A 22,429-nucleotide genomic window follows, 5' to 3' on the forward strand; every position below is an offset into this window, starting at 1 on the left:
GTCGAGCTGCCGCTGAGCGGCGCTGCGGCCTCGCGCCAGCAGTTCACCTGGCGCACCCAACTGAAGGACGGCACGGGGAAGAAACGTCAATAGCCGGATTGGAAACGCGGGATCGGCGGGAACGATCTTGGCGGCGGCCCTGCGGGGCGCCGCCTTTTTTTGTCCAGGATAGACGTGAGGACAAAAAAAGAGGAGGACGCCCAAAACGGCGATCCTCCTCTCGTGTCCTTCGTCCTTAAAACGGCCGTCCGCGAACGCTTAACGCTTCGAGAACTGCCTCTTGCCGCGGGCGCCCTTCTGGCCGAACTTCTTGCGTTCCACCATGCGGGGATCGCGCGTCAGGAACCCCTCCTTCTTCAGGACGGGGCGCAGGTCCGGGTTCATCCGGATGAGGGCGCGGGCAATCCCCATCCGCACCGCTCCGGCCTGGCCTGACAGGCCGCCGCCCGACGCGTTGACGAAGACGTCCACCTTGCCCTCAAGGCCCGCCGTCTTCAGCGACTGCGTCGCCAGCGACTGCCACACGAGGCGCGGGAAGTAGTCCTCCACCGTCCGGTCGTTGATCTTCAGCTCGCCGCTGCCAGGGCAGAGCCTGACGCGGGCCAGGGCGTTCTTGCGGCGGCCGGTCCCCCAACTAAAAGTGCTGTTCATCTGAGTATCCTCCTGTTCAAAAACTATACGTCAAGCGTTTCAGGGGCCTGGGCGGCGTGGGGGTGACTGGAGCCCGCATAGACCTTGAGTTTGCTCGCATACTTCAGACGATTGCGGGGAAGCATCCCGCGCACCACGTGCTCCAGTAGGAATTCGGGCTTCTCGGCCACCAGCCGTGCCCAGGGGATGGCCCTGTAGCCGCCGGGGTGTCCCGTGTGATAGTGCCACTTGGACTGCGTGGCCTTCTTGCCGGTCATCTTCACCTTCTCGGCGTTGATCACCACAACGTAATCCCCCGTGTCCACGTGGGGGGTGTAGGTCGGCTTGTTCTTGCCCGTCAGAATTCGGGCGATCGCGGACGCCAGACGGCCAACCGGCCGATCCGCCGCGTCGATAACGTACCACTTTCTCTCCACCTGACCTGGCTTCACCAGGTAGGAACTGCTGCCTGCCATCTTACTTCCTCCTCAAAATCGCCCCGGAGAGGGACGTCATGCTGTAAAGCGCGGTTAGCGAAGTGCCCTGAGGCAAAAAACGATCTATGGAACCGAAATCAGGCAGCGCGCCCCGGGGCCACGACAACGCCGCGCTCCTTCCTGAGGGATTTGTGGCAGGGGGCCATCCCTCGAAGGCGCTGCGTCCGGAGTCCCGTCCCTGGCGCTTGACCCGAAAACTTTTCTATTGTATACGAACGAGGCGGTCGTTGGCAAGTATCCCCGGCAGCCTTCCGCGCTTTGCCACGGGCACGCCGCTGACCTCCTTCAGATCCATGGTCATGTCCATGGGCTCCGCGTGGGCGATGTAGCTCCCCACGCCGAACACGTCCGCCCCCACGGTGGCCAGCTCCGCGATGCGGGCCGGCGTCAGCCCGCCGGAAACGACGATCTGGACCCCGTTGAAGCCCGCGCGGTCCAGGCGGCAGCGCGTTTCGCGCACCAGGTCCGCCGTCACGCCTCCCCGCTCGCCCGGAGTGTCCAGGCGGACGGCGTCCAGGCGATCTCCCAGCGCATCCGCAAGGCGCAGGGACTCCTCGCACTCGTCCTTGAAGGTGTCCACCAGAAAGACGCGGCCAATCCCCCTGGGGACCACCGCGTCGTAGGCGTGCGCCAGCTTCAGCGTGTCCCCGACGATCAGCACCGCCGCGTGGGGGACCGTGCCGGAAGGCTCCCGTCCGCGGAGCTTGGCGCCCAGAACCGTGCTTGCCCCGGCGCAGCCGCCGGGCGTCACGGCCACGGCGTCCATCACCGTCGCCACGGCCGGGTGCAGGTGACGCCCTCCGAAGGAGAGGACGGGCTTGCCGCCTGCGGCGTCCACGCACTCCCGCGCCGCCGTGGCCCAGCCGCAGGAGCTGGCCAGTATTCCCAGCATGGTGGCCTCGTAGATGCCGAAGGCACCATAAGGCCCCCGGATGCGGACCAGGGTTTCCTTCGGGGAGAACCGCTCTCCCTCCGGGAGGGCCTCCACCTCGATGGGAAGGCCACGCAATAGCTCCATGAGCTCGTCCAGTCCGGCGAAGAGGCCGTGGGTGCGCGTGAATATCTCCGCCGCAACGGGCGTGTCCAGACACCCCAGCGACGCCAGGATATCCCGCGTATTGACGAAGTAAACGTCCGTTGTCGCCCCAGAGCGGATCTCCTCGTGGGTCGCGCTCAGGAACCGCCCCTTTTCAACCTTGAAGTCCGCCACGTCCTTCAGGGAACCCAGCATCTGCACCGCCCCTCTCTGAATCGTCCATTCCAGCCTTCGCCGGCGGCGGCCTGCGCTACAGGATCGCCAGGAGGAGCGAGGTGAGCATGAAGACCCCCGCCAAGACGATCGTGAGCTTCGTCAGTCCGGTGAACCTCTGCCACTGCCCCGTATCCGCCTGAGTGCCTCCGCCAAACACGCCGGTGAATCCGCCCTGCTTGCGCTGCTGCGCCAAAACCGCGATCATCATCAGGATCGCGACGACAACGTGTACGACCGACAGCAAAGTACGCAAAGAAATTCCTCCCAAAATTGCCGTTCTGATTCGTTCCTCCCGAAGCCCTTGGCCTCAGAGAAAAATCGCATTTTATTCTACCACATAAAGCCCGTCGTGCCGCAGGCACGCGCCGTATTCCTCATGGACCTCATTGCATCAGTATCTCCAGGAGGTTCCTCAGTGCGGCGGCGCGGTGGGAGATGGCGTTCTTCATCTCCGGGGGGATAGCGGCGAAGGAGGCGTTCAGGCCGTCGGGGAGAAAGAGGGGGTCGTAGCCGAAGCCTCCCTTCCCCTCCGGCGCCGTCGCGATGCGCCCGGGGCACTCGCCCTCAGCGATCAGCGTCCAGCGATCGGGGATGGCCAGGGCGAGGGCCGCCACGAAGCGGGCCCGCCGGTCGGGCCGCCCCTCAAGGCGCGACAGGAGCCAGTCGTTTCGCGCCTGGTCCGGACCGGGGACGATCCGAGCGGAGAGTACCCCCGGCGCCCCTCCCAGGGCCTCCACCTCAAGCCCGCTGTCGTCCGCAAGGCTCGGCAGTCCGGAGGCCTCGGCCCAGGCCCGAGCCTTCAGACGCGCGTTCTCCGCGTAGCAGGTCCCCGTTTCCTCCACCTCGATCTGCGCCATCTCAGGCGCGAAGATCAGCTCCCCCACCACCTCCCGTGGCAGCATGGCGGCGAACTCGCGATACTTTCCCCGGCTGCCCGTTGCCAGGACAAGGCGCTCGACGAACATGACCGTCAGGAGCGGGAGGGCATCTTCCAGACCACCGTCAGGTCCACGGGGCCTCCGGGGCTTGGGGACCTGGAGTCGATGAGGAAACGGACCTGGACGCCGGGCTGAAAGTTCTCCTCCAGGGTGCGCACGATGGCCGTAAGCAGCAGGAGGCCCTCTCGCTGCCCCATGGAGGCGAGAGCCGACACGAAGGCGGCGGAGAGGTCCAGGTAGGTGGTTTCCGCGCTGCGGAAGACGTGCAGGACCGATATCTTGTCCACGCCCGGCACCCCGCTCAGGACAAGGACAGACTTCACCGCCTCCGCCATGTTGTCCTCCTTGAGCCGGGACACGAAGCTCTTCCGCACGGGCTCTGCGATCCTCCCGTTCTTCACGGAATAGAGCTTCAGGGATATCTGCTGGACGTTGCCGCTTCGGGCGGCAGCGGCCTCCCTCTCCCGCTCGACGGCCTCGTTCAGCTTCGCCAGATCGCTCTGGTTCTCGATGCGGTTCTCAGGCTTCAGCAGGAGCTTCTCGTTTAGGGCGTCCATCAGCCAGGACGTGCCGAGGTAGCCCGCCACAAAGCAGAGGAGGATGACGCCCAGCCAGGAGAGAACCCGCAGCATGAGAGGGGTGTCCTTCCGCCTCGACACGGGACGCTGGTCCCTGCGGGGGCGCTTCGGCCTCCTTTCGATCTCATCCTCGTATTCATCCCGATAGGGGCTTCGGCGTACCATCTCTCGATCCTCTCCCTCACATGATTCGTGGAAGACGTTCCGGCGCGGTCGGGCCGGCCCGCTCCAGTCCCCTTCAGCAACTTACTGCAGGTATTGTGCGACCCCCGTGGCCATCGCTTCGGCGATGCGCTCCTGGTAGCCGGGGTGAGCCAGGAGTTTGGCCTCCGTCGCGTTCGTCACGAAGCCCGTTTCCAGGAGGACGGCGGGCATTCCGGCCCCCCGCAACACGAAGAAGGGCGCCTGAGCGACCCGCTTCATGGGGATTCCGCCCCCTCTCCCGGCCTCAAACAGCGCCTCGGCAAGCCCCGTGCTCTCGCTGATCTTGTTGTTCTGCTGCATGTCGCCCAGGATCTGAAGCAGGACCTCCGTCCGGCGATCCGACGCCTGGCTGGCCTGGCTCTCCTCCGCCAGCTCCCGGTTCTCGATCTTCGCCAGCGTCAGGGCGTCCTTGTCCGTCGGCAGGGCCATGAGGTAGATCTCAAAGCCCGACGTGCGCTTCACCGAGGGCAGAGCGTTGGCGTGAACGCTGACGAAGACGTCCGCCTGCTCCCTGTTGGCGACGTCCGTCCGCTCCTGAAGCGTCAGGTAGACGTCCGTCCTTCGCGTCATCACGACGTCGATGCCGCGCGCGTTCAACGCCCTCTCAAGGGCCAGGCCGATCGCCAGGTTGATGTCCTTCTCTCTCACGCCGTTGGCGCTGGCGCCCGGGTCCTTGCCGCCATGGCCGGGGTCCACCACCGCCAGCTTCCGCCCTCCCTGCCGCTGCCGTGCGGGGGCCTTCGGAGGGGCTTGAGGGACCGGGGTCCTCACTTGGGGTGCCGTGAGCGTCGTTTCGACCTCGACCGCCGGAGCGGATTGCCGGTCAGGCGCCGGACGCGGCACCTCCTGAATGCGCGTTTCAGGAGAAAAGAAGAGGTCGAAGACGATCCGGCGGGGAGCGTCCAGCACCATCTTCTCCACCCGAAGGCTGTCGGAAGCGAAGGTCAACTCCACGCCTCCTTCGACCTTCTTCAGCTCCGCCTCCACGTTCTTGTAGGGGGAGGGAAGCCCTTCCAGGTCCGCCCTGGCGGAGGCAAAGAGGGCGCGGAGGACACTGCCCTCCATCCGCACCTCGGGGTCCGCCCCGTCGCTGGTGTCCGCCACGACGCGGATGCGCCCGGAGGACGTGCTCCAGCGCAGCCCCCTCAGCTCCCCTCCGTCCAGGCTGGGGTGGGCGGGACGCCGGGTGGGGGCGTCCTTCCGGAAGGTTTCGAACCGCTCCTGGCGGCGCGCCGGCTGCTGTGCGACCGGGGCTACGCCCTCATCGGGAGCCGGGCTTGCCGCAACGCCTTCCGAGGCCGGCACGGGCTCGTCCACGCGAACGGCAGCGGGCTCCTCCGGCCCCGCAGGCTCCGACACCTCCGCAGCATGGTTATCCGCCTGAAAGCGCAGACGGTTCCGCTCGCCCTCCCCCGCGGCCCTCTGGAACAGTGCGACGGCGCTCCCTGCATCCAGCCAGCATCGGCCGTCCCGCTCGAAGGGGGCATCCGAAAGGGGCACGAGGTAGATGTCGCGCCACGCCACTGCGGCATTCATCACCACCCGAAGGCGGACGTCGTCGCGGACCAGCTGAAGCTCCTCCCCGCTCCGCAGCCCCGTGAAGCCCAGGAGGGCGCCCACGTCCTCCAGGCACACCCAAGCCCCCGCCCGCGGACCCGTCGTCGTGGCGACGGAGCCCAGGACCTCCTCCCCCCGATAGAGGGAGGCGTTGGCCAGGGCGGAGACGGGGGACAGGGCGCAGCAGAGCGCAAGGACAAGACAGGCCAGAAGGGCCCTGAAGCGAAAACTCATGTCACACCCCTGCGGCGCTCATCGCGCGAGCGTCCGGGCGAAGGGGCCTGCAAAACCCGCCCCCGGCGCCTGTCCCGGTGCGGTCCGATGGGAGCGCCTTGCCGCAGGACCGTTCATCCACTCCATAGGGCTGCAACAGCAACACCTCCGAAAGTTTTGAGTTGGACGGCCCGCTCAGCGGCCGCCGCAGAAGCGGGCCCAGGGGAGGAAGTCGTCCTCCACCAGACGGCCGGCCACGCCGGTCGCGTCCCCGGCTCGCCCGTGAAAGTCCGTGCCCGCCGTCCTGTAAAGGCCGAGGCGACCAGCCTCCATCATACAGAGGAGGGCATCCGCCGAGGACGAGCCGCGGGACCAGCACTCCACGCCCCACAGACCAACGCCCTTCAGGCGGTCCATCACCGGTCCCAGGGCGCCGGGGTCCGAAAGGGAGGCCAGGGGGTGCGCCCAAACGGGAAGCCCTCCGGCCTCGAGGATCAGCCGAACGGCCTCCTCTGACGGGAGGAGCTCTCGAGGGACGAAGGCCGCCCCTCCCTCGCCCAGGTAGCGCGCGAAGGCCTCCTGAACCGTGGAAACGCATCCCCTGTCCACCAGCGCCCGGGCGATGTGGGGCCGCCCAACGGCGCCTCCGCCCGCCTGCGCCTCGGCGTCCGCCAGCGTCACGGGGACCCCCAGGCCCTGAAGCCGCGAGCAGATGGCCGCGTTGCGCGCCTCCCGCGTCCGGATGAAGCCGTCAAGGGCGCGGGTCAGGGCCGGGGCTTCCAGTTTGAAGCGGTAACCCAGGATGTGCAGCTCATCCCCGTTCTCGAAGCGCGACGAGAGCTCCACGCCCGATACGGCGCGGATGCCCCGTCTGCGGCATCCGGCGAGGAAGGTCGGGACCCCCTGGACGGTGTCGTGATCCGTCAGGGCGGCGATGGCAACCTTATTGAGGGACAACAAACGCACCAGTTCCGAAGGGCTGAAGGCGCCGTCGGAACAGGTGCTGTGCGTGTGGAGATTGACGCGGATCAAAGGCTATTCGTTCTCCTCCTGGAGGATCTGATCCAGCTCAAAGAGCGCGGAAACGTCCAGCAGGAGGATCAGGCGGTCATCGGTGGGCTTGGCCACCCAGAGGACGTAGCGCTTGTCCATGGCCGAGGAGAGCTTCGTCGCCGGCTCCAGCTGGGTGTCGTAGATCGTGCGCACCTCCCGGACCGAGTTCACGATGATTCCGAACATGACGTCGTTGACGGAGAGCACGACGATGCGGGCCTCGTCCGTAAGGGGCGTGGAGGGCATCCCGATCTTGAGCTGCATGTCGAAGACCGGCACGATGGTGCCCCTCAGGTTGATGACCCCGCGGATGTAGGCGGGGGCGTTGGGCACCCTCGTGATGAACGAGGGGACCCGGACGATCTCGCGGACAAGGTTCACGTCCACGCCAAAGTCCTCGCTGCTCAGCGCAAAGACGAGGTTGATGTGCTCCTCGCCCAGAGATTCGACGTCAACGTCCTTAGGATCCTGCCTGGGATCGTTGGCCACCTTCGCCGCGCTCCCGGCCCCGACCTGCCCGGTCAAGGCCCCTTCCGTCAAAAGCTGTTCAGTCAAAACCCGTTCGCCTCCTTACGGACGCACGCAGGGCATCCGTTCTTCCGCGCCGGCCCCGGCGGGAAATCCTGCCGTTTATTATAACGCATCTCCGGCTCGTTTGGGAAAGGGCGCGCGGCGCGGCGCCAGCCCGATCACTTCTCGTCGTCGGAGAGGTCCAGTATCCCCTCCTCCACCGCTTCTTCTCCCCGCATCTCCGCGTCCTCCAGTGCCGGCACGGGGCCGGGCACGCCATCGGGCTCCTCCGTGGGCAGGCCGTCGTCGTCCGCACCCTCCGGTTTGAAGCCGATGCCCTTGCCGACCTCCGCCAGGATCTCCTTCACGATCTCCTCCTGCAGCGTCGGGTTCGCCGACAGGAACTTCGCCACGGCTTCCTTGCCCTGCCCCAGGGTCTCGCCCTTGTAGGCCAGCCATGAGCCCTTCTTGTGGATGACGCCGTAGTCCACCGCCATGTCCACCACGGCGACGCCCATGGGGATGCCCTGCCCGTAGATAAGGCTCGTGTGCCCCGTACGGAAGGGGGGCGCCAGCTTGTTCTTGACCACCTTCAGGAAGAGCTCGTGCCCGATGGTCACGTCCCCCTTGTCGATCTTCTTGCCGCGCCGGACCTCAAGGCGGACCGAGGAATAGAACTTGAGGGCCCGCCCTCCCGTCGTCGTCTCCGTCGGGCCCGATCCGTAGCCAGTGGAGATGAGGGCGCGCAGCTGGTTGATGAAGATGACGATGCAGTTCGTCTTTGCGACGATCGAGGTGAGGCGCCGCAGCGCGTAGGACATCAGGCGCGCCTGAAGCCCGAGCTGGCTCTCGCCGATCTTGCCGTCTATCTCCGCCTGAGGCGTCAGGGCCGCCACGGAGTCCACCACCACCAGGTCCACCGCACCGCTGCGGACCAGCGCGTCCAGCACGAAGAGCGCCTGTTCTCCGCTGTCCGGCTGAGAGAGGTAGAGGTCCTCCACCTTCACCCCAAGCGTCGCGGCGAGGCGCGGGTCCAGCGCGTGCTCCGCGTCGATGAACGCAGCGACCCCTCCCGCCTTCTGCGCCTCCGCGATGCCGTACAGGGCCACGGTCGTCTTTCCGGACCCCTCCGGCCCGAAGATTTCGATGATGCGCCCCCGCGGGTACCCCCCGATGCCGAGCGCGACGTCCAGGGGCAGCACCCCCGACGGGATCACGTTGACGTTAGCGTGCACGGCATCGCCAAGGCGCATGATGGCCCCTTCCCCGAACTTCGAGCGGATCTCGCCGATCGCCTCATCCAGGATCTCCTCACGGGTCTGGGGCGCCTTCTTCTTCGCCAAACGACTCACTTCCTTCGCATGAAATTTGCCCTGTCCCTTACGCCGTCGCGCCTTCCCGAACGCCGGGCGCAAAACACGGCATCGGCGACGGCCGTCCGTCCCGGACCGTGCGCCAGAGCTCCGCCAAGGCGCAGCTCACGGCGCGTCGCCGCACCTCCTCCCGCCCCCCGCGAAAGAGGCAGTGGAAGGCCCTGCTCTCCGCCCCGCCGTTCTTCTTGCGAGACGCCAGCCCGAACCACACGCCGCCCACCGGCTTGCGGGGCGTTCCGCCCCCGGGACCGGCGACGCCCGTCACGGCGACGGAGAAGTCCGCTTCATAGAGCCACAGCCCGCCGCGGGCCATGGCCTCGGCACATTCCCGGCTCACCGCGCCGAACTCCTCCAAGAGCCTCCCAGGCACCCTCAGAAACCTCTCCTTCATCTCGTCACTGTAGGTCACGACGCCGCCCCTGAAGGCCTCGGAGCTGCCGGGGACCTCGGTCAGTGCCCCCTGAAGCAGGCCGCCGGTGCAGGACTCCGCCGCCGTGACGGTCCTGCCCTGCCGGCGGGCCTCCCAGAGCACCGCCTCCGCGAGGGAATGGCAACCCGGCGGCAGCGCGTCGGAGAAGCGGGACCGCACCAGGGCCTCGGCATCGGCCACGCGCGTGGGGTCCCCGCGGATCACAAGCTCCACCTGCGGGAAGGCGGGCAGGACGGAGACGTGCAGCTCCCCATCTCCAATGACCTCCGGGATTCGCTCGACGACGGCGGTCTCCGGCAGGCCCAGGACGATGACGGAGGTCCAGCGGCGGGACGCGGCGAACAGGTCCGGCAGCTCCTGCCGTGCCATGGCCGCGTACTCCATGGGGACGCCCGGAAAGGCCAGCACGTGGGTGGAGTCCCGGTCGAAGGCGATGCCCAGGGCGGAGCCCTCCGGGTTGTAGACGGCCCGTGCCGCCTCTGGAATCATGGACTGGGTGTCGCGGGTCCTCTCAAAGAGCAGCCGCATCTCCCCCGTATAGCGGCCGACCACCTTATCGTACAGCAAGTCGGACCTGAGGGGACACCCCAGGTAGCGCGCGAGCGCGACGCGCGTCCGGTCGTCGTGGGTGGGGCCGAGGCCTCCCGACAGGACCAGCAGGTCCGTCCTCCCCACCCAGCGGTCCAGGACGTTCAGGAGCTGCTCCTCCCCATCGGAAATCGTCTCCAGCCGCTCTACGGTCCAGCCGGCATCGTGCAGATGCCGGGCCAAAAAGGCGCAGTTCTCCTCCCGCCTCAAGCCGCCGAGAAGCTCGTCGCCGATGGCTACCAGCACCGCGGAGCTCATTTGCGTCACCTCCCAAGCCCGGCCACGAGGCCATACAGCCACCCCGATCGCAGAAAACAGGCGTTCAACGCCTGAAGGAACAGGTTCACCATGGCACCGCCGACGAGGTCGTCCGCCATGATCCCGACGCCGCCCGGAAGGCGTTCCGCCGCCGAGACGGGAAAGGGTTTCAGGATGTCGACAATCCGGAACAGGAAGAAACCCGGCAGGATGAAGGAGGGCGGCAGCAAGAGGAGCGACAGCCACATGCCAGCGACTTCGTCGATGATCACGCAGGCGGGGTCCGCCGAGCCCAGGGCCCGCGAGGCTCCCTCCGAGGCCCACAGGCCGATCAGGCTCACCAGGAGGACGCCCCACCAGGGGACGGGGACGAGGGCGCTGACCAGGCAGGCCGCGGCGGACCCCGCCGTGCCCGCACCGGACCCCAGCTCTCCACCCCTCCTCCAGACGCGGAAGCCCAGCCCGAAGAGGGTGGCCACCTCCACCGAAAGGGGACGCCTCACGGCCGCGCCTCCAGGGTCCCGAAGAGATCGCAGTCCTCGCAGTCCGTCACGCGCACCCGCACGAGGTCTCCTCGCGCGGCCGTGCCCGCGGCGCAGACCGCGCCGTCCACCTCCGGGGCGTCCCGATAGGACCGGCCCCAGACCTCGCCCCCAGCGCCCTCCTCCGGCGCCTCGGCGTCCTCCACCAGGACGTCCAGGTCCCGCCCCAGGAAGAGCTCGCTCCGGGCCTGGGTGATGCCCGCCTGAAGCTCCATCAGGCGGGCGTAGCGCTCCTCCGCCGTGCTCCGGGGGATTTGGTCGGGAAAGGAGGCCGCCGGCGTCCCCTCCTCCGGCGAGTAGACGAAAGCGCCCACCCGATCCAGCTCCGCCTCCTCCAGGAAGTCCAAGACCCGCCCGAACTGCCGCTCCGTTTCCCCCGGAAAGCCCGTCATGATCGTCGTCCGGATGGCAAAGAGGGGGTCGTTCTCCCGAATGTGGCGGAATATCCGGCGGATGTGCTCGCCGGTGGTGCGGCGGTTCATCCGGGCCAGGACGTCGTCGTCCACGTGCTGGATGGGGACGTCCAGGTAGCGCAGGACGGTCCGGCGCCCGCAGAGGAAGTCCACCAGGTCCTCCGTCATGCGGTCCGGGTGCATGTAGAGCAGGCGCACCCAAACCCCTTGAGGCAGCTCGGCGTCCAGCTCCGTGAGCAGGCGGCGGATGCCCGGCGTGCCGTAGAGGTCCGTCCCGTAGGCCGTCAGGTCCTGCCCCACGAGGCAGAGCTCCCGCGCGCCCTCGCGGCAGAGCGTCAGGGCCTCCTCGACGAGAGCCTCCACCGGCGCGCTCCGCAGCCGCCCGCGGATCAGGGGGATCGCGCAGTAGGAGCAGAAAGTGTCGCAGCCCTCCCCCACCTTGAGATAGCGGGTCCAGGGCGCGCCCTCCCCCAGGGCGACGCGGCGGCGGACCCTTCCGGGGACCACGCCCCGGTCCGCTTCGGCGAGCCAGTCCACGATCCGGTCCCAGTCCTCGGCCCGGGCGAACAGGTCTACGCTGGGAAGCTCCTTCCGCAGCTCCGCCTCGTAGCGGTTCACGAGGCACCCCGCCACAACGATGTGCCGCAGCGCGCCGGCTCCCTTCAGAGCCTCGAGGTCCAGGATCGCGTCCACGTTCTCCTTCACCGCGTCCTGGATGAAGCCGCAGGTGTTGATGATGCCCACCTCCGCCTCCTCCGCGCTCGCCACGATCCGGTGTCCGGCAGACACGAGGCGCCCTCCGAGGCGCTCGCTGTCCACCGCGTTCTTGGCGCACCCCATGGTCAAGAGGAAGACGTTCAAATCAGCGCTCCATCTCGAAAAAGTCCGGCAACACCTACTTGCCCCCGGACTTTCGGACGGTTCCGTCGGGCAGGTAGAGGTACGTTTCCGACTTCTTGCTCCCCTTCGGATTCGCGGGGCCCAGTTCCTTGCCGTTCAGGATCACCTCAGCCGCGTTCGGCCGCCCGTAGACCACGCGGGCCTGGGCCGGAAGGTCCCAGGAGATCACGTTCCCGCGCTTCAGGGTCTGGGAGAAGACCAGGTCCTCCCCGATGGTCACCCGCATCCAGACGTCCGACTTCGCCCGGATGGCGAGCGAGGGCTTCGGCTGGGGAGCGGGCTTCTCGGCCTTGACGGGCGCTGCGGAAACCGGCACGGCTTCCATGGAGGCCACGTCCAGGGACAGCGCGTCGGCGGAGAGGACGTCCAGGGACGCCTCCCTGCCCCGCTCGTCCACCGAGGCGTTCTGGGCGAAGCGCCAGAAGGGATCGGATAGGAGGTTCTTCAGCGAGAGGTCGCCGCTGCTCCAGGCGTACCACACGTAGCCGCCCGTGCCCAGGAGGGCGGCCACCAAAACCAGGAACAGCCAGAAGTGGGACACCGGCTTGAAACCCTTGGGGAAACCGCTTCTCCCCAGAAAGTTCGGCACGGGCTCCGGCCTGTGGGGCTGCACCCGCTTCAGCTGCGCCATGAAGTCCTCCTGGAGGTCCGCGCCTCCGACGGTCTTCAGGTAGGTACGGATGAAGCCCTTGATGTAGATGGGCTCCGGGAAGCCCTCGTAGTTCCCCTCCTCGATGCCGCGGAGAAACTCAAGGCGGATGCGCGTGCGCTCGTAGACGTCCTCGATGGTGAGGTTCGCCTCCTCGCGCCGCTCTGCGGCCATGCGCCCCAACTCCCTTAAAGCGTTATCTCGCTCCAAATCCGGCATTGGAGAGAGCCTCCTTCACTTTTGATCTCATCCTGTCCAAGCAGGCCGCGGGATCCGGGCTGCTGAACACGGCGCTTCCGGCGACCACCACGTCGCACCCGGCCAGGACGGCCCTGCCGACGTTCTCCTCCTTGAGGCCCCCGTCCATCTCGATCAGCCAGGACCAGCCACGGGAGGCCCTGAGGCTGGCCAGCTCCCGCGTCCTCTCAAGGGACTCCTCGATGAAGCTCTGCCCTCCGAAGCCGGGGGTGACGGACATCACCAGCACCAGGTCCACGATGCCCAGCACGGGACGGATCCTCTCCACGGGCGTCGCGGGGCCGATGGCGATCCCCGCCCGAACGCCGGCCCTTCGGATGGAGGACAGCTCCGCGTGCAGGAGCTGAGGCTCGACCTCCGCGTGGACGGTGACGAGGGAGGCGCCGGCGTTCAGGAACAGCGGCAGTACCACGTCCAGGCGGTCCGTCATCAGGTGGACGTCGATAAAGGCGTCCGGCCAGCGGCGGCGCATCGCGCTGGCGACGGCCGGGCCGAAGGACAGGTTGCGCACGAAGTGCCCGTCCATGACGTCCAAATGCAGCCAGTCGTGCCGCCCACCGAGGGACTCGACGGACTCCGCGATGCGCAGGGGGTCCGCCCCCAGCACGGAGGGCGCAAGGAGGACCCTCCGATCCCTGCGGTTCTGCCCGCCCGTGTTCCTGCCGTCCTCAGTCGTATCCATTTGGGAATTAACACCTTCCTGAAAAGACTCTGCCCGGCGGCCGGAACCGCCGGGGCTCGTTTCCTATTTATGCTTCTCCTGCCAGACGCACTTGTCGCCAAGGTAGACGCTCACGACGCACTCTCCCGTGTAGGGAGCCTCGACGCGCACGTTCTCGCCGCTCCTGGCCTGACGGTTCACGACGTCGCGCCTTCCCGACGGGTCGGTGACCTCGATGCGGAGGCTCATGGGGCTGGTGAGGAGCGGCACCTGATAGCGGACCCGGGCCACCTTGCCCCCTGCGGGCGTTCGCTGCTGTGGTGTCGCCGGGACCGGCGCAGCCTGACGCGCGGGCTCGCCCTCTCCGCCGGGGCGCAGCGTCCGCCTCTCCTGGTCGAACACGCTGAGATTCGGGTCCGCCTCCCGAATGGGCGCGTCGGTCGGCACATCGGTCCCGTCCCCGATGAACACGTCCTCCTGCCCCGGCACCTTCACCACCAGGGGCGCGGGGCCCGACGCAACGGGCCTTTCAGCGGACGCCGGCCCCTGCTGCACCTCGACGCGGCGCACGGTGCCGCCGGCCTTTTTGCCGTCATCGGGCGTCGGGCTCGCCTCCACGTAGCCGGCCGGCCGCCGCAGCGTCGCGATCTTTAGCTGGACGCCGGCCCCTGCCGTCAGGGACGTCCCCGCCACAGGCCGGGTTTCGATGGCCAGCCCCTCCGGCATCAGGGGACTGTAGACCTTCTCGACGGCCTCCACCTTCAGGCCGCTGCCCTCCAGGAGGGCGCGGGCCTCCCCTTCGCTCAGGCGGTTGACGTCGGGGACCCTCACGCTGCCCTCCGGGCCCGCTCCGCCCTCACTCATCACGAGGTCGATCTTTCGGGACACGGAAACGTTCGCCGGAGGCGCGGGACTCTGGGCGATGACCGTCCCACCCGGACGGCTGGGGTCCTTAATACGGATGACGTCGCCCAGGGAGAAGCCCGCATCCTTCAGGAGGCCCTGAGCGCCGGCAAGGGTCTGGCCACAGACGTCCGGGACAGCATGGAGCTCCCCGCCCCGGCTGACCTGCAGGACCACGACCTGACTCTTCCGTGCCCTCGTCCCCGGCTCCGGGGACTGTCCCAGGACGCGGCCCTCCGGAAGCGACGAGGCCACGGGCTCGACCTGCACGACTAACCCCAGCCGCTCTGCCTCCGCCACGGCATCCACGACGGTCCGCTCCCTCAGGGGCGGGATGACCAGCTCTCCTGCGGGCCGAAAGAACACCGTATAAAAGGCGACGGCCCCCGACGCCAAAATTATCAGCACCACAAACAGCAACGTCCAGCGGATCATCTTGCCCAAGATATCAGGCCTCCGTCCTCTTTTATCCTCATGACAGCCTCATCATCGCCGCACAGTAAAAGCCGTCCAGCCAGGGGTTTTCAGGCCAGATGTACGTCCCCCACGGGCGCCCCCGGCGGAAGGGGGACCCCTCAGGGCGCGCGGGAAGCTCTGCGCACTCCGGGTGGGCCTCAAAAAAGTCCGCCGTCACGTTCTCGTTCTCTCCCCGCAGGAGGCTGCACGTGACGTAAATTATAATACCACGGGGCGCGGAGAGCGCAAAAGCACGTTCCAGAAGCGCCCTCTGAACGGCCGCAAGCCGGTCCAGCCCCTCCCAAGTCAGGCGCCACTTGGCCTCCGGCTTCCGGCTCCAGGTGCCGCTGCCCGAACAGGGGGCGTCCAGCAGGATGAGGGACGGCGCCTCCTCCGGTTCAAGCTTCAGGGCGTCGCCACACCGCAACCGGGCCCTGTCCTCCACGCCGAGCCGCTGCACCTCCCGAAGGGCGCTTCGATGCCGCCCCTCCGAGAGCTCCCAGCCCTCAAGCCGGGCCTCCGGACAGGCGGACAGGATCTGCCCCGCCTTGACGCCGCGGCCGGAGCACATGTCCAGGATCAGACCACCCCTGTAGCAGCGCCGCACCCTATCCGCCACCAGCATGGACCCCTCCGTCTGCATCGTGGCGAGCCCCTCGTCGAAGCCCGGCACCTCCGTCGGCAGAAGGGTGTCCTTCAGTCGGACGGCCTCGGACAGGTCCGAGGGTTCCGCTTCTACGCCGGCCTCCCGCAGCCGAGCCAGAAGCTCATCCCTCCGGCCCGGTGCTGGCCGCAGCGCCGCCGCCGGGGAGAGGGGCAGGAGCTCGAACAGGCGGTTCAGCTCCGCCCGCTGCCAGGTTCGGGTCCATGCGGGCAGGGACCACCGGGGCACCCCGGCCCAAAGCGCCCGGTCCTCCAGGGCGGGGCTCCTGCGAAGCGCCTCGACGCGCTTTGCCCCCTCCTCCCCCACGTTGTGGAGCACGGCGTTCACCAACGGCACCCACCGCTTGAGAGAGCGGGCTTTCAGGTCGTCCAGTAGGGCGTTCACCAGCACGCCCCCCGCGAAGTGGCGAAGTTCCAGGAGCCCCGCCGTCCCCGCCAGCAGGGCGTCCTGGACCGCAGGGGGAAGGCCCTTGTGCCTGACCTTCGCGCCCTCCTTCAGGAAGCCCCCGTAGACCTCCTGCCACAGCTCCTGACGCCGCAGAGCGATGTAGACCAGCGACGAGGCTAGCGCGGCGTCCGCGGGCCTCATGCCGATCCTCCTCAGCGCCTCGGAGGCAAAGCGCCCCGCGCGCACCTGCTCCAGCACCTGGAGCGCCGCTTCAATCCCCCGCAAGCCCCGTCACCTCGAAAAACGGATGGAGCACCCAGGCGCTCCATCCGTTTCGACGCGCGACGGCACAGCCGCCGTCCTCATCCGCTTACCGGTCCCGCGAGTTGCGGAGCAGCAGGAGCCGCACCAGCTGAAGCACGGCCATCAGCGCAGCGGCGACGTAGGTCAGCGCAGCCGCCCGCAGCACCCTGCGCGCCCCGCTCAGCTCGTCCGGGGCCAGCGCGCCCGTTTCCGCCAACAGCCTTAGCGCCCTGGAGCTGGCGTCGAACTCGACGGGCAGCGTCACCATGTGGAATACGACGACCCCGCAGAAGAGCAGGATGCCGACGTTGAGCAGCATGGGGCTGCCCATGAAGAGCCCCAGGAAGAAGAGGGGCATGGAAAGGCCCGATACGAGGTTCACCGCCGGGACGATGCTGTTCCGGAACATCAGCGGGGCATAGGCCCTGCTGTGCTGGATGGCGTGCCCCACCTCGTGGGCCGCGACGCCGATGGCCGCGATGCTCGTGCTATCGTAGACGTCCTCCGACAGGCTCAGCGTACGGGAGGTGGGGTCGTAGTGGTCCGTCAGGCTCCCCGCGACGCGGTTGACGGGCATGTCCCCCATCCCGAAGCGCGAGAGCAGCATCCTCGCCACGTCCCGCGCCGTGACGTTCTCCCGCGAATGTACGCGGCTGTAGCGGTCAAAGGCGGACTTTACCTGCCACTGGGCCCACAGGGAGAGCAGGAGCGCCGGGACCAGCAAGAGCGCCGTTGAATCCATATAATAAGGGAACACAGACCTTCATCCTCCTTCAAAGCAGTTTCAGGCGGCGATCCCCGAAGGGGCCGCGTCACGGTCAGTATAACATAAGGGCACAGCCGGAAAATCCGCTATTGCGCGCCCTCTGCCTTCAGAAATTCGCCGACGGCGTCGGCCAGCGCCTCCTGCTCCTCCGGCTTGATGCCGGGGAAGATGGGGAGCGCCAGCGCCTCCCGCGACAGCCGTTCCGCCTCTGGGCAGTCGCCCTCGCGGCCGCCCAGAAAGGCGAAGCAGGGCTGAAGGTGCAGCGGCAGGGGGTAGTAGACCCGCGTGACGAAGCCGCGCTCCTCAAGCCAGGCCATCATCGCGTCGCGCCGCGGCACGCGCACCACGTATTGATGGTAGATGTGGCCGTTTCCCGGCAGCACCTTCGGCGCCCGCACGCGATCCGAAAGCCCCCGCACCTCAAAGGCCAGGCGCCATCGGTCGGCGGCCTGACACCGGGCCTCGTTCCACTCCTCCAGGTGCGGGAGCTTCACGTCCAGGATGGCCGCCTGCAGCGCGTCCAGCCTGCTGTTCAGCCCCACCTCCTGATGAAAGTACGCGGCGCCCTCGCCGTGTACGCGCAGCTGCCTCAGGCGGGCAACGATCTCTGGGTCCTGCGCCGTCACCATGCCGCCGTCCCCGCAGCCACCCAGGTTCTTCGTCGGGAAGAAGGAGAAACAGCCGACGTCCCCCCACGCGCCCGCCCGCAGGATCCGGTCCCCGACGCGGCGCCACGCGCCGAAGGCCTGAGCCGCGTCCTCGACGACCTTGACCCCTCGCTCCTCCAGGTGGGGCGCGATCTCCTCGATCGGCACCGTCTGCCCGAAGAGGTGCACGGGCAGGAAGACCTTCGTCCGGGGCGTGAGGCGCCGGAGCACGTCCTGCAGGTCCACGTTGTAGGTGTCGGGGTCGATGTCGGCGAAGACGGGGGTCGCCCCAAGGCGCGTCACGGCGCTGGCCGTAGCGAAGAACGTGTAGGGCGTCGTCACGACCTCGTCCCCCGGCCCCACACCCAGGGCCATGAGGGCCAGCAGCAGGGCGTCCGACCCCGAGGCGCAGCCCACCGCCGCGCCCTCCGGCAGCCCCAGGTAGCTCTCCACGTGCTCCTCAAAGGCGCGCACCTCCCGCCCCAGGATGAAGGACTGCGCGTCGAACACGCGGTCCACCGCCGCCTGTACCTCCTCGCGGATGTCCTTAAACGCCCGCGTCAAGTCCAAAATCGGAAGCCGAACTTCCACTCGCACCATCTCCTCGAAAGAAAATGCCGGCCAAGCCGGCGCCCCTCTCCCATCCCGACGAGCTATCATATCATCTAGAACGTCATCGGCCGGCGGAGGCAGTACACAGGACCCCCCGCCTATGGTACATTATCCCGAAAGGTTCGCCATCTCTGGAGGAGGTCACCGATGTCATGAGGCTCTTTATCACAACGCTCTCCATGTTCAGCGTCATCGCCTTCGGCTACGCCCTGGCGGGGTACGGCGGAGGGGTCTTCGGCGGCGAGTACCAGGGCGCCTACGTCGGCTGGGGGCTGGGCCTGGGCTTCGCCTTCGCCGGGGCCGCCCTGTGGCTGTGGAACGCGCACAAGGCCGAATTCTTCGTCGATGGGACGGAGCCACGGGGCGATGACCGAACGCACGTGGAGGCCCCCGGAGAGGCGCAGGCCCCGGACGATCGGGAGGGAGGGCGGGACGACAAGGGGGACTGACGGCCCGTGAGCGGGAAGGGGGCGGGAAAGACCACCTCTTTCGGGTGTTGCCGCAGAGGAAGTTCACGTTGCATAATGGGCGTGCAGGAGGCACGGACTCCCCTGCGAAAGATCACGGTCTGGAGGGATCATGCGATGGACACGAAACGGTTTTTGTGCGCCCTGGCAGCGGCCCTGGTTCTGGCGGCGGGCGCGGAGGGCGGGGAAGAGTACCCGACGTTCGGAATCTGTACGGGCGAAAACGTCCGGCTGCGGCAGGCCCCGGACACGAGCACGGACTCGAACATCACGGGGCGATTGAACGACCTGGATCGCTTCGTCATCGTCGGGGAGACGGCCGTGGACGGCGCGGTGTGGTACGAGATCGAGCACCCCGACAAGAAGGGCACGGCCTGGGTGTTCGGCAAGTACGTCGATACGTATAAGGGCGACGACCTGGGGACGCCGGCCTTCGCCATGCATGTCCGGGTCGCCCAGAGCTTCGGCCTCACCCCGGCGCGGGCCCGCGTCATCTTCGGCGCCCCCAAGGAAAAAAAGGAGGAGAAGTTCTGGTTCGAACCGGGTGCCATGAACCGGCTCCGGGTCATCCTGACCTACCCGACCCACAGGGCCGAGTACGTGGACGGCACCCTCCATCGCGTTGACGTCACAGGGGGGACCATGCCCTTCGGCGAGGTCCGCATCGGGGACCCCGAAACGAAGCTCCATGAACTGCTGGGGGCCCCCAACGGAGAGGACGAGGACGGGCAATTCTGGGAGCTCGACCCGGCGACCTTCCTGTACTTCAAGGTAAAGGGCGGGCGCGTCGCGTCGATGAGCTTCGTCCACTACCTCGACGCTTAGGAGGCGATGACCGTGATGCGCGGAACAAGAGGGCATTTTGCGGCGGCCCTGTTGGCGGCTCTGGTCCTGGCGGGGACGGCTCAGGCGGACCCCATGGAGCGGTTCGTGACCTTCCCCACCCTGGGGATTGTGTCGGGCAACGACGTCCGCCTGAGGGACCACCCCGGCGTCCAGGACACGAAGATCATTGGGAAGGTCCAAAACTTCAACCTCCTCGTCGTGCTGGCGGAGACGTCCCTGGCGGGCGATGCATGGTATGAGGTGGAGCACCCCGCGAAGGCTGGGACGGCATGGATATCGGGCCGATATCTGATGCCCTACGCGCCGGAGGACCAGCAGGACTCTCCGTGGACGCGCTTCATGACGAACATGAACCAGGCCTTCGGCATCACGCCGACGAAGGCCCGCGCTCTCTTCGGCACCCCGGAGAAGGAAGATGGGGAAACGCTTTCCAGCGAGGACGGTCCCATCGTGAAGGACTTCCTGGAGTGGAAAGAGCACAGCGCGGGGTACCTGAACGGCTCGCTCGTGGAACTCAACGCTACGGCCACCAGCAAGCCCTTCAAGGCCCTCCGCTTGGGCGCCACCGCCGACGAGGCCGTCGAAGCGCTGGGGAAGCCCGAAAGCCGAAGCGATTCAGAGCTGACGTGGCGGCACGGGGACATGGAGGTCCTGACCCTCAGCGTTGAGGGCGGCCGCCTCACCAGCGTGAATTACCAGTTCTACTACGACATCTAGGGGAGTACCGCACCCGTCAACAATCAAGACACGACATCAGGCCTTCGGCAGCGCTTCCCTGATCGCTCAACGCAGCCCTGCCCCTCTCCCTGGGAACCGGCGCGCGTTTGTTATAGTCCGGCAAGGCTCAACGCTTCGCCAACTCTCCGATCGGGTTGTCTTCCCCCTCATTGGGACGGGCAACCCGATCGAACGTTTTCTCTAAAAAGAAGGCGCTGAGGGCGAAAAAATTTTCTTTCAAAGACGTATTGACAAACCGAAAAGGCTAATATATACTTCTTCTCGAAGTTTGAAATAACTAATTAGTATTTACGAAAAAGAACTTAAGTTGATGACGTCCCTGTGCGAGGAGGGTGGCGGAGGTGTCGGAGGAGGAACTGATCGACTATGCAGCTCCTACCTTGGCCGGTTTGAAGACGGGCAGTCTGTTCACCTCCAGGCACACGTCGGATGAGGAGATTCGACAGGACGTGAGAAGGCTCAATCGGATGCTGTCCCCCAAGGGGCTGGTCCTCGTGCCGATGAGCAAGAAAAACGGAAGGGTGTTGCTCTACCTCTACAGGAAGTCGCGTTTGGATCGTGACCTCCTGGACGCAGAGGCGGTGAAGATCCTTCGAGAACGGGGATACCGACGCATCACGCCGGGGGCGTGCGTAGCGGAGCTGATCTGCAGGTTGCGGCGTGAAGGGGCGTTCCCTCACGAGATAGGCTTGTTTTTGGGATATCCTCCCGACGACGTTCGGGGTTTTATGGATCATCGCGACGTGGGGTGCAAGTGCGTCGGAACGTGGAAGGTGTACGGCGACGCGGCTGCGGCCCAGAAGGTCTTCGCAAGGTATCGAAGGTGTACGGAGATCTACGGTCGGTGCTATTCAAGGGGCCGGTCGATGGAACAGATGATCGTCGCCGGTTAAGATTTCGGTCAACAGGAAGGATGGGCTGACATGAGCAAAGTCGCTGTGGTTTACTGGAGCGGGACGGGCAACACGGAGGCGATGGCCAAGGCCGTCGCGGAGGGCGCAAAGGCAAAGGGCGCGGAGGTTGACGTCCTGACGTGCGGCGAGTTCTCTGCGGACAAGGCAGCCGGCTACAGCGGCATTGCGTTCGGGTGCCCCGCTATGGGCTCCGAGGTGTTGGAGGAGTCCGAGTTCCAGCCGATGTTCGACGGCGTGAAGGATAAGTGCGCCGGGAAGAAGGTCGCCCTGTTCGGCTCCTATGGATGGGGCAGCGGCGAGTGGATGGAGAGCTGGGAGAGCGATTGTAAGGCGGCAGGCATTGCCCTCGCCGCGCCGAGCGTGACCTGCAACGAAGCCCCGAACGCTGAGGGGCTGGAGGCCTGCAAGGAGCTGGGCGCTTCAATTTGCTGATACCGGAGGCCTGGGTGTGGATTAAGTTTCATCTCAACTGCGGCGAAAGCCGCTCCCCCTGAAGGCCCTTATCAGATATGCAGAGGCAAGTTTCGTTTACCCCCCCAAAGCGGACTTGTTTCTGCATTTTTTTTGTCGTCCTGTTCGGCCACCTCGTAAGCTCAGCAAAGAAGGCTCTTGTTCCCAGCCGCGGACGGAAATTCCCTCTTGCGCTATCGCACCCCCTGTGATATCATTTTTTCCGCTGTCACGGCAACACGTTTTTGAGCCGTGGAGCGATTGAAAGGCCCCATCGACTAGTGGTCCAGGTCGTAGCCCTCTCAAGGCTAAAACACGAGTTCGAACCTCGTTGGGGCCACCAACGATCATTCCCGTTTCCTCCGGTGTAGAGAACACAGGAGGGAACGGGTTTATTTTATGCCGTGGTATTAAAATTGCAAAGGTGTCCTAAATATTTCTGACTGATGAAGGAGTTGGCCAACGAATGACCTGGAAGCGTAAGCTGTTCGATGCCTCGCTTTTCTTCCACAAGTTAATCGCGGACAAATTTGGGAACGCAGTTTACACCACGCTCAAAAGCGACAAGTTCTACAAACCGCTTCATGACTACGAACCACGCGCAGCAGCCCTGGAGTTGATATCACGGGAGATCTATCGCTACTCCACCGCGGGAGCCGCAGCCGAGCTGGGCGTCTACCGCGGAGATTTTGCCAGAAAGATCAACCACTTTTTCCCCGCTAGATTGTCAAGCTAAAAGCAACAGGCAAATTGAAAAAAGGCCTCATTAGGG

Annotated in this window: 25 protein-coding genes and 1 tRNA gene; 7 read left to right on the plus strand and 19 right to left on the minus strand. The window is 66.5% G+C overall.

The window, feature by feature from the left end; all coding sequences use genetic code 11:
* Positions 1-258: 258 nt before the first annotated feature.
* The 19 genes from rpsI to ACO41U_RS06370 all read right to left on the minus strand — a co-directional run bounded on the left by rpsI (position 259) and on the right by ACO41U_RS06370 (position 18,230).
* Positions 259-651, minus strand: coding sequence for a 30S ribosomal protein S9 (gene rpsI, locus ACO41U_RS06280; RefSeq protein WP_015556843.1), 393 nt, complete (start codon positions 649-651; stop codon positions 259-261).
* A 23-nt stretch (positions 652-674) separates the two neighbouring features.
* Positions 675-1,106, minus strand: a complete 432-nt coding sequence (rplM, locus tag ACO41U_RS06285) for a 50S ribosomal protein L13 (protein WP_298780752.1) — start codon at positions 1,104-1,106, stop codon at positions 675-677.
* Positions 1,107-1,329: 223 nt separating this feature from the next.
* On the minus strand, positions 1,330-2,358 hold the full coding sequence (locus ACO41U_RS06290) for a nicotinate phosphoribosyltransferase (RefSeq protein WP_298780750.1): 1,029 nt from the start codon (positions 2,356-2,358) through the stop codon (positions 1,330-1,332).
* Positions 2,359-2,413: 55 nt separating this feature from the next.
* On the minus strand, positions 2,414-2,632 hold the full coding sequence (gene secG / locus ACO41U_RS06295) for a preprotein translocase subunit SecG (protein WP_298780746.1): 219 nt from the start codon (positions 2,630-2,632) through the stop codon (positions 2,414-2,416).
* 130 nt (positions 2,633-2,762) lie between these two features.
* Complete coding sequence (gene rdgB, locus ACO41U_RS06300) at positions 2,763-3,344, minus strand: RdgB/HAM1 family non-canonical purine NTP pyrophosphatase (protein ID WP_298780742.1); 582 nt, start codon at positions 3,342-3,344, stop codon at positions 2,763-2,765.
* A gap of 5 nt (positions 3,345-3,349) precedes the next feature.
* A complete protein-coding gene (locus tag ACO41U_RS06305; RefSeq protein WP_485942474.1) occupies positions 3,350-4,060 on the minus strand; it encodes a hypothetical protein in 711 nt (236 codons plus the stop codon).
* 81 nt (positions 4,061-4,141) lie between these two features.
* Positions 4,142-5,890, minus strand: a complete 1,749-nt coding sequence (locus ACO41U_RS06310; protein WP_485942476.1) for an N-acetylmuramoyl-L-alanine amidase — start codon at positions 5,888-5,890, stop codon at positions 4,142-4,144.
* Positions 5,891-6,064: 174 nt separating this feature from the next.
* Positions 6,065-6,901, minus strand: coding sequence for a PHP domain-containing protein (locus ACO41U_RS06315; protein ID WP_485942478.1), 837 nt, complete (start codon positions 6,899-6,901; stop codon positions 6,065-6,067).
* A 3-nt stretch (positions 6,902-6,904) separates the two neighbouring features.
* Positions 6,905-7,477, minus strand: coding sequence for a chemotaxis protein CheW (locus ACO41U_RS06320; protein WP_298780734.1), 573 nt, complete (start codon positions 7,475-7,477; stop codon positions 6,905-6,907).
* Between the two features lie 134 nt (positions 7,478-7,611).
* Entirely contained in the window at positions 7,612-8,775 is a 1,164-nt protein-coding gene (recA, locus tag ACO41U_RS06325) for a recombinase RecA (RefSeq protein WP_485942480.1), read from the minus strand.
* 37 nt (positions 8,776-8,812) lie between these two features.
* A complete protein-coding gene (locus ACO41U_RS06330) occupies positions 8,813-10,081 on the minus strand; it encodes a nicotinamide-nucleotide amidohydrolase family protein (protein WP_485942482.1) in 1,269 nt (422 codons plus the stop codon).
* A gap of 5 nt (positions 10,082-10,086) precedes the next feature.
* Entirely contained in the window at positions 10,087-10,584 is a 498-nt protein-coding gene (locus tag ACO41U_RS06335; RefSeq protein WP_298780297.1) for a phosphatidylglycerophosphatase A family protein, read from the minus strand.
* A complete protein-coding gene (rimO, locus tag ACO41U_RS06340) occupies positions 10,581-11,897 on the minus strand; it encodes a 30S ribosomal protein S12 methylthiotransferase RimO (RefSeq protein WP_485942484.1) in 1,317 nt (438 codons plus the stop codon). Before rimO ends, ACO41U_RS06335 begins: the two co-directional genes overlap by 4 nt.
* A 34-nt stretch (positions 11,898-11,931) precedes the next feature.
* Entirely contained in the window at positions 11,932-12,804 is an 873-nt protein-coding gene (locus ACO41U_RS06345; protein WP_485942486.1) for a helix-turn-helix domain-containing protein, read from the minus strand.
* Positions 12,782-13,525, minus strand: coding sequence for a ribulose-phosphate 3-epimerase (rpe, locus tag ACO41U_RS06350; protein WP_298780289.1), 744 nt, complete (start codon positions 13,523-13,525; stop codon positions 12,782-12,784). Before rpe ends, ACO41U_RS06345 begins: the two co-directional genes overlap by 23 nt.
* Before the next feature lie 63 nt (positions 13,526-13,588).
* Positions 13,589-14,842: a PASTA domain-containing protein gene (locus tag ACO41U_RS06355; RefSeq protein ID WP_485942497.1), complete on the minus strand. Its 1,254-nt coding sequence runs from the start codon at positions 14,840-14,842 to the stop codon at positions 13,589-13,591.
* Positions 14,843-14,879: 37 nt separating this feature from the next.
* A complete protein-coding gene (locus ACO41U_RS06360) occupies positions 14,880-16,199 on the minus strand; it encodes an RsmB/NOP family class I SAM-dependent RNA methyltransferase (RefSeq protein WP_298780287.1) in 1,320 nt (439 codons plus the stop codon).
* A gap of 85 nt (positions 16,200-16,284) precedes the next feature.
* The gene (locus tag ACO41U_RS06365) at positions 16,285-16,974 is read right to left on the minus strand and encodes a zinc metallopeptidase (RefSeq protein ID WP_485942489.1); all 690 of its coding nucleotides are present in this window, start codon (positions 16,972-16,974) and stop codon (positions 16,285-16,287) included.
* Between the two features lie 95 nt (positions 16,975-17,069).
* A complete protein-coding gene (locus tag ACO41U_RS06370) occupies positions 17,070-18,230 on the minus strand; it encodes a DegT/DnrJ/EryC1/StrS family aminotransferase (RefSeq protein WP_485942491.1) in 1,161 nt (386 codons plus the stop codon).
* A gap of 164 nt (positions 18,231-18,394) precedes the next feature.
* Between ACO41U_RS06370 and ACO41U_RS06375 the strand changes: the two genes are divergently transcribed.
* From ACO41U_RS06375 to ACO41U_RS06405, 7 genes are all read left to right on the plus strand, one after another.
* Positions 18,395-18,691, plus strand: a complete 297-nt coding sequence (locus tag ACO41U_RS06375; RefSeq protein ID WP_485942493.1) for a hypothetical protein — start codon at positions 18,395-18,397, stop codon at positions 18,689-18,691.
* 135 nt (positions 18,692-18,826) lie between these two features.
* Positions 18,827-19,534 carry an SH3 domain-containing protein gene (locus ACO41U_RS06380; RefSeq protein ID WP_298780279.1) on the plus strand — a complete coding sequence of 236 codons (708 nt, stop codon included), beginning with the start codon at positions 18,827-18,829 and terminating at the stop codon, positions 19,532-19,534.
* Between the two features lie 15 nt (positions 19,535-19,549).
* On the plus strand, positions 19,550-20,272 hold the full coding sequence (locus ACO41U_RS06385) for an SH3 domain-containing protein (protein ID WP_298780276.1): 723 nt from the start codon (positions 19,550-19,552) through the stop codon (positions 20,270-20,272).
* A gap of 362 nt (positions 20,273-20,634) precedes the next feature.
* Complete coding sequence (locus tag ACO41U_RS06390) at positions 20,635-21,186, plus strand: DUF3793 family protein (RefSeq protein WP_298780274.1); 552 nt, start codon at positions 20,635-20,637, stop codon at positions 21,184-21,186.
* A gap of 30 nt (positions 21,187-21,216) precedes the next feature.
* Positions 21,217-21,639 (plus strand): flavodoxin, encoded by a 423-nt coding sequence (locus ACO41U_RS06395; protein WP_015556477.1) that lies wholly within the window; start codon positions 21,217-21,219, stop codon positions 21,637-21,639.
* 285 nt (positions 21,640-21,924) lie between these two features.
* Positions 21,925-22,000 (plus strand) — tRNA-Glu (locus tag ACO41U_RS06400).
* Between the two features lie 123 nt (positions 22,001-22,123).
* Positions 22,124-22,393: a hypothetical protein gene (locus ACO41U_RS06405; protein WP_485942496.1), complete on the plus strand. Its 270-nt coding sequence runs from the start codon at positions 22,124-22,126 to the stop codon at positions 22,391-22,393.
* Positions 22,394-22,429: the final 36 nt, after the last annotated feature.

This window comes from Fretibacterium sp. (assembly GCF_057312375.1).

Coding starts and splice junctions, on each gene's coding strand:
- rpsI (WP_015556843.1), bottom strand. CDS start 651: ATGAACAGCACTTTTAGTTGGGGGACCGGCCGCCGCAAGAACGCCCTG.
- rplM (WP_298780752.1), bottom strand. CDS start 1,106: ATGGCAGGCAGCAGTTCCTACCTGGTGAAGCCAGGTCAGGTGGAGAGA.
- ACO41U_RS06290 (WP_298780750.1), bottom strand. CDS start 2,358: ATGCTGGGTTCCCTGAAGGACGTGGCGGACTTCAAGGTTGAAAAGGGG.
- rdgB (WP_298780742.1), bottom strand. CDS start 3,344: ATGTTCGTCGAGCGCCTTGTCCTGGCAACGGGCAGCCGGGGAAAGTAT.
- ACO41U_RS06305 (WP_485942474.1), bottom strand. CDS start 4,060: ATGGTACGCCGAAGCCCCTATCGGGATGAATACGAGGATGAGATCGAA.
- ACO41U_RS06310 (WP_485942476.1), bottom strand. CDS start 5,890: ATGAGTTTTCGCTTCAGGGCCCTTCTGGCCTGTCTTGTCCTTGCGCTC.
- ACO41U_RS06330 (WP_485942482.1), bottom strand. CDS start 10,081: ATGAGCTCCGCGGTGCTGGTAGCCATCGGCGACGAGCTTCTCGGCGGC.
- ACO41U_RS06345 (WP_485942486.1), bottom strand. CDS start 12,804: ATGCCGGATTTGGAGCGAGATAACGCTTTAAGGGAGTTGGGGCGCATG.
- rpe (WP_298780289.1), bottom strand. CDS start 13,525: ATGGATACGACTGAGGACGGCAGGAACACGGGCGGGCAGAACCGCAGG.
- ACO41U_RS06355 (WP_485942497.1), bottom strand. CDS start 14,842: ATGATCCGCTGGACGTTGCTGTTTGTGGTGCTGATAATTTTGGCGTCG.
- ACO41U_RS06370 (WP_485942491.1), bottom strand. CDS start 18,230: ATGGTGCGAGTGGAAGTTCGGCTTCCGATTTTGGACTTGACGCGGGCG.
- ACO41U_RS06375 (WP_485942493.1), top strand. CDS start 18,395: ATGAGGCTCTTTATCACAACGCTCTCCATGTTCAGCGTCATCGCCTTC.
- ACO41U_RS06380 (WP_298780279.1), top strand. CDS start 18,827: ATGGACACGAAACGGTTTTTGTGCGCCCTGGCAGCGGCCCTGGTTCTG.
- ACO41U_RS06385 (WP_298780276.1), top strand. CDS start 19,550: ATGCGCGGAACAAGAGGGCATTTTGCGGCGGCCCTGTTGGCGGCTCTG.
- ACO41U_RS06395 (WP_015556477.1), top strand. CDS start 21,217: ATGAGCAAAGTCGCTGTGGTTTACTGGAGCGGGACGGGCAACACGGAG.
- ACO41U_RS06405 (WP_485942496.1), top strand. CDS start 22,124: ATGACCTGGAAGCGTAAGCTGTTCGATGCCTCGCTTTTCTTCCACAAG.